The 5,587-nt window shown below is 58.5% G+C and carries 3 protein-coding genes and 1 pseudogene; 2 read left to right on the forward strand and 2 right to left on the reverse strand.

The features are described 5' to 3' along the window. Window positions 1-272: 272 nt before the first annotated feature. A pseudogene (locus AWB81_RS49240) lies at window positions 273-903 on the reverse strand (IS6 family transposase). 209 nt (window positions 904-1,112) lie between these two features. On the opposite strand from AWB81_RS49240, the gene AWB81_RS39965 reads away from it, so the two are divergent. Then, window positions 1,113-1,598: a hypothetical protein gene (locus AWB81_RS39965; RefSeq protein WP_062643847.1), complete on the forward strand. Its 486-nt coding sequence runs from the start codon at window positions 1,113-1,115 to the stop codon at window positions 1,596-1,598. Window positions 1,599-2,117: 519 nt separating this feature from the next. Then, window positions 2,118-5,282 (forward strand): acetoacetate--CoA ligase, encoded by a 3,165-nt coding sequence (locus AWB81_RS39970; RefSeq protein WP_087135538.1) that lies wholly within the window; start codon window positions 2,118-2,120, stop codon window positions 5,280-5,282. 68 nt (window positions 5,283-5,350) lie between these two features. Here the strand turns inward: AWB81_RS39970 and AWB81_RS47785 are convergent. Continuing rightward, window positions 5,351-5,587, reverse strand: a 237-nt coding sequence (locus tag AWB81_RS47785) for a hypothetical protein (protein WP_235026165.1), incomplete at its 5' end; no start/stop codon positions are given.

Below are 5,587 nucleotides of genomic sequence, written 5' to 3' on the forward strand. Positions count from 1 at the left end.
TGGCCGTTCATCGATAGCTACGGCGCCCACCCGACTTACCTCGATAGGCCTCTCGTATCCTATTCGTCTCGCCTTCTCGCGCGAAAGAGTGCGGTCAATTCGTGGCCGAGCTTGGGCATTTACTCAGCTCTTCCGACCTGGGGAGTGCCATTCGCTCAGGCTGTATCCCAAGCTCGGCTCAATTTGAAAGACTGGTTCGTGAAGCATCAGCAGCAAACGGGCTCCGGTGCACATTGAGTGCAAGACTGAAGAATGGCGTGCTCGGCGTCACATCATCGCGTTGAAACAACGGCCGTCCAAACAGCAGGCGCGGTTGTATCTGAGGCGCATGCTTGGCGACTCGAACTGGCCTTTTCGAATGCGATACATCAGTTCGATCCAAGCGATCGTAGCTACTGCATTCCTGCAGTGTTTGAAGCCGAGCATCGCATTGACTCTGGACTTGATTTTGCAATGGTTCAAGTTGGTCAAGTACTTCGACGATCGCGCTGCCGTCTCCTCCGGCAGCAACTCGTCAATCTTCATTTCGCATACCGCGCGATGAGATGCCGCGTAGCCATCCAGCGTGATCGTTTTCGGAACAAGCCCTTGACTCTTGATTGCCTTCGAAAAAAAAGGCTCTGGCTGCAGCGACGTCACGACTGCCGCTGAGCCGGAAATCGACCGTTTTGCCCGCTCGATCAATCGCGCGGTAGAGGTACGCCCATTTTCCTCGGATCTTCACGTACGTCTCATCGACCCGCCAAGACTGACCCGCTGCCACGGCAAAGCGATTCCAACGCTTGACGAATTCGGGCTTGAAGCGCTTAACCCAACGCATGGTCGTTGTTACAGGACGATGATCTCGTGGTCGAAGAAGTGGCGACCGTGGAACAACCAATCGATGTCTCTGCATGTACTCATGGCGGGTTCGAGTCGAAAGAACTCGAGGGTACGACCCATGTCCGCTCCGAAACTGCACCAGAACCCGCAAGACGATGGTGATAACGCGGCTACGGTAGCAGCCTCGCCTCTCTATTAATTGATTGAATTCTTAGTCACGGTCTTTTATCGGAATTTTGGTTTGAGGGTAAAATTTGGTTATTGGCGATCACAAGAGAGTGGGGCGCCGCGTGGCAGAAGATTTTGCGGCTGACGACGAAGCGGACGCGTTCTCCGATGCGGGGGTCGCGCGGATCGTGCTCGAGCTCGACCGGGCCATCACACGGCGGCGCCGTGCAGGCGCAGCGAGCCACATTGTGGAAGAGCGACCGGTGCCGCAGCCGGTCAAGCCGACTCGCATTGAGCTGGCTGTTTTGACCGCGCTAGCGCAGATCTATGGTTCGGCGGTAATAAACTATCCCGACTTCACGCCGGTGCTCGACAACATCGCGGAATGCGGCGCCGTAGTGCTGGTGCAGCGGGCGCTGTGGGGTGCGCGGCCCGATGACGTACGGCTCGCGGCGCGCTTGCTTGATGCACGCATCCCGTTCGAGATCCTGTGCGGCACCTGGCCCGAGGTGTTCTTGGCGCAGGCACGGGCCGAGTTGCGAGAGTTCAGGCCGAAGCCGCCGAAGTCGCCGTTGGCATCGGACGGTGAGCAGGGCTGCGATGACTGAGCGTCAGCGTTTCTGGTGCAATTCCGATGCGTCGGTCCGATACGCTCGATCTTTTAACGAGCACGAGCCAATGAGCAAGCTCAACGACACAGACGGGCGCTGTTCAAAGGGCGTCACTTCGACTGCGAAGTCATCAGGAGTTCGTCAAACGCTGGAATCGGTTCGCCGCGGCGGCCGGATTGTCGGGCCGGCCTCGTTTGCACCGCTTGGCTTTACTGATGGCCCATAACCCGCCGCGTCGGTTCGTGCCGCACCACGTTATACAAGCACTACGGCCCCAAGCGCAACGTGATGAGCCCGCAAAAAGAAGCAGGCGCAGCGCAATCCTTTCTTTTTTCAGTGGATTCTCGGTCTGTGCGGTCGCGAACAGAATCGACTTAATGACGCCAATAATCTCGGTTGGCAAACGATTGCGATGCTATCGGAGAAACGGTCTCCGCCGAAAGGATCACGAACTCCAATAAAGCAGCGCTGGTGACAATCGCGTTTGTGGTGTGCGAACGTTAATAAGGAATACATATGACACGGTTACAACCTCCTAACGTTTTACGTACGTTTGTAACGCCTGAGGCTGTATATCAACCACAACCCCGAGATATCGAGGCCTCACAGATGACCTCGTTTGCGGCGGCATTACAGGCTGCAAGCGGACGGGTTTTTAATGATCATGCGTCAATGCACGCATTTTCCGTTGGCGAATTTCGAACTTTTTGGCGGTGCTTCGTTGAATGGACGCCGGGTCTTGACTGGTGCGGCTCGCTGACGCCAGTTTGCGTAGGCGACGAATGCGAGACCGCACGGTTCTTCCCCGGATTGAGACTTAATTATGCGGCTAATCTTCTTGGCCTATCGAATGCCGGTGCGGACGCGGGAGCAATTACTGCCATCCATGCAGACGGACGACGTGTGCGCCTCACGCGGGGTGAGTTGCGCGAAAAGGTTGAACGTCTGGGTAACGCGCTCAGGGAGCTAGGCGTCGGGGAGGGCGATTGTGTCGTGGGCGTAATGCGCAACGACGAGAAGGCCCTGTTCGTCGCGCTCGCCGTAACTGCGATTGGAGCGACCCTTGCGACCGCTGCGCCAGAAATGGGCGCTTCGGCGATCACCGACCGCTTCGCACCGCTTTCACCGCGCCTGCTGTTCGCTCACACGACCAGTCAAGGTTTGGGCGGAGGCCCCTCGTTGGAATCCAATATCACGATACTGGCGTCGGGGCTTCCTTCATTAGAAGCTGTCGTTAGCCTCGACGGCGATGGCTCCTTTCCGGTCACGGTCGAGCGTTGCAGCCATTCGCTCGACGACCTGATCGAAAGTGGCGGCCGTAGAGAATTCGAATGGAAGAAATTTGGCTTTGACCATCCGCTCTTCATCACGTTCTCGTCGGGAACGACGGGAAAACCAAAGTGCATCGTTCACAGTGCGGGCGGTGTGCTGCTTGAGCACCTCAAGGAACATCGGTTGCACTGTGACCTACGCGTCGGCGACAAAATGTACTTCCATACGAGTTGCGCGTGGATGATGTGGAACTGGCAATTGTCCGCGCTCGCTTCGGGCGTCGAAGTGATGACCTACGACGGGCCGATTGCATCGGTCGATACCTTGTGGCGGCTGGTTGCCGATGAGCGTGTGACTGTGTTCGGCACCAGTCCCGCCTATCTGAAGATGTCCGAGGATGCCGGGCTTTTGCCAGGGGTTGAGTGCGATCTTACGACCCTTCGTGCCGTGGTTTCGACCGGCGCCGTGCTTTACGACGCGCAGTTCCATTGGATACGCAAGCACGTCAAGCAGGTAGCAATCTGGACCATATCGGGAGGCACCGACATTCTAGGATGCTTTGTGCTTGGTAACCCCAACCTTCCGGTGCATGCGGGACAAGCGCCCTGCAAAAGTCTTGCCCTCGACGTTCAAGCGCAACCGGGCGAGGCTAACGCCGTCGGGATCGGACAGCTGATATGCACCAACCCGTTTCCGTCCCGCCCGCTCGGTTTATTTGGCGATAAATCTGGCGCCGCATTTCATGCTGCGTATTTCGCCGATAATCCGGGCGTCTGGACGCATGGCGATCTGATTGAGACCACGCGCGAGGGAGGTGTGCGGCTTCACGGACGCTGCGACGGCGTATTGAACGTGCGCGGCATCAACATCGGTCCGGCAGAGATTTACAGCGTGCTCGGCGAGATTGAGGGTATTCGTGAGGCCCTGGTCGTCCAGAAGCGATATGGAACGTCGAGGCCTGAAACGCAGCTTGTCGGCTGGTCGGAGCAACGTATGGTGTTGCTGCTCACGTTGCAGCCAACGCTGGAAATGACAAGTACCCTGGCGGCGAAGATCCGGCTGGAACTATCCCGCCGCGCATCGCCGGCGCATGTACCGGACATCATCATCGCGCTTGACGCGTTGCCCGTAACTCACAACGGTAAGCTTTCCGAGGCAGCTGCGAGAGCGGCCGTAAACGACCAGGTTGTCAGTAACAGCGGCGCTCTGCTCAATCCCGAGTGCCTTGATGCAATCCGCAATCACCCGGCGCTGACCGCAGCGAAAAAAAGCGCAGCGCCACTCGTCGGCAGAGCAATTGGGGAACTTGAACGTGACTTGCAGACACTTTGGCAAAGCCTTTTCGGGTTCGAGCCAATCGAACGCGACGATAATTTCTTTGAACTTGGGGGACATTCTCTTCTCGCGGTAGCCCTTTTGCAGGAGGTTGGGCGGTCGACGGGGCGGAATCTCCCGCTCGCGACGCTTCTCACTGCGCCCACCATCGCTCAGTTGGCTGCGGTGATCCAGGCGTCAGACCCGCCAGCATCGTCGCCGATGCTCGTCCCGATGCGGGATGGCGTCGGTGATCCAATATTTATGGTTCACAGCATGACAGGCTCGGTGATGGAGTCCTGGAGGCTCGTGAGAGCGCTACGCAGCGGCCGTCGCGTCTTTGGGCTGCAGGCTCTGGGACTCGATGGCGAAAAACCGGCACAGCAGCGTGTGGAAGAGATGGCGACGAGCTACATTCAAATGATGCGCACCGTGCAACCGGAAGGCCCATATTGCGTGTCAGGTTACTCTTTCGGAGGACTAGTCGCGTTGGAAATCGGGCAGCAGTTGCGGGCCGCAGGTGAACCCGTCGAATTGGTCTGCTTGCTCGACACATACGTCCATGAGCGCTGCCTGCCGTGGTTAGCGTGGCTGCGGCACCAGTACGGCTATATTGGCCGGCAACGTCGCGCGCTTCGAACGATGTCGCTCGCTCAGCGCGTCGCTTACGTCGGCATGAAGCTCGGAGCCGGTGCGGACAGAGTCCGTCTTCGGGTCGGGCGCACGGCCCGTCGGCCGGAAGCCAACAACGCGGGTTTGCCCCCTGTTCTCATGCGCGTGCGTGAGGCAATGCGACTAGCGATGACGGTCTATCGACCGCGGGCGTACGACGGCCGCGTGCTGTATGTGCGTGCGGCGAGGTTGGCTGAAGGGCGCGGTGATCCCTTGCCGCTATGGCAACGGCTTGCGCGCGGGGGGCTCGACGTCGCGGAGGTGGATAGCGATCACGTCGCCATGATGTTCGAACCGGACGTCGGGCGCGTCGCAGACGCACTCGACCGCGCGTTAAATCGCGTCGGGTCTGACCTTCGCTGCGCTCCATATGGGTCTGGTGATGCGCCGGCGCCAGCTATGGCGTCGTTTATCCAGCGCTGAAGGTCGATAGGGTCGTCTAGCGACGGCGCGCGCGACACCGCACGAGCCGTTCGCATGGACCATGTTGGTCAGTGGATTAGCCCTTTCTTAAGGGCATGTCCGGATTTGAAGTTTGCCCAGTTTGTACAGGCACAAAGCGCGTCAGCAGTGGTGGCGAATGCAATCAGAATTTCTGGGAATGTTCCCACGCCTAAATAGTCGGACCTGCAAAATTGGGTTTTGTCCGTGGACGCCTCGGGGCGTTCATCAGGTGGCCTTGTACTTTTCGAACTCAGGCAGTTGTAGGAGGTGCGAGCAAGGTTCCT

Origin of the sequence: Caballeronia arationis, assembly GCF_001544975.2 — a bacterium.
Lineage (GTDB): Bacteria > Pseudomonadota > Gammaproteobacteria > Burkholderiales > Burkholderiaceae > Caballeronia > Caballeronia arationis.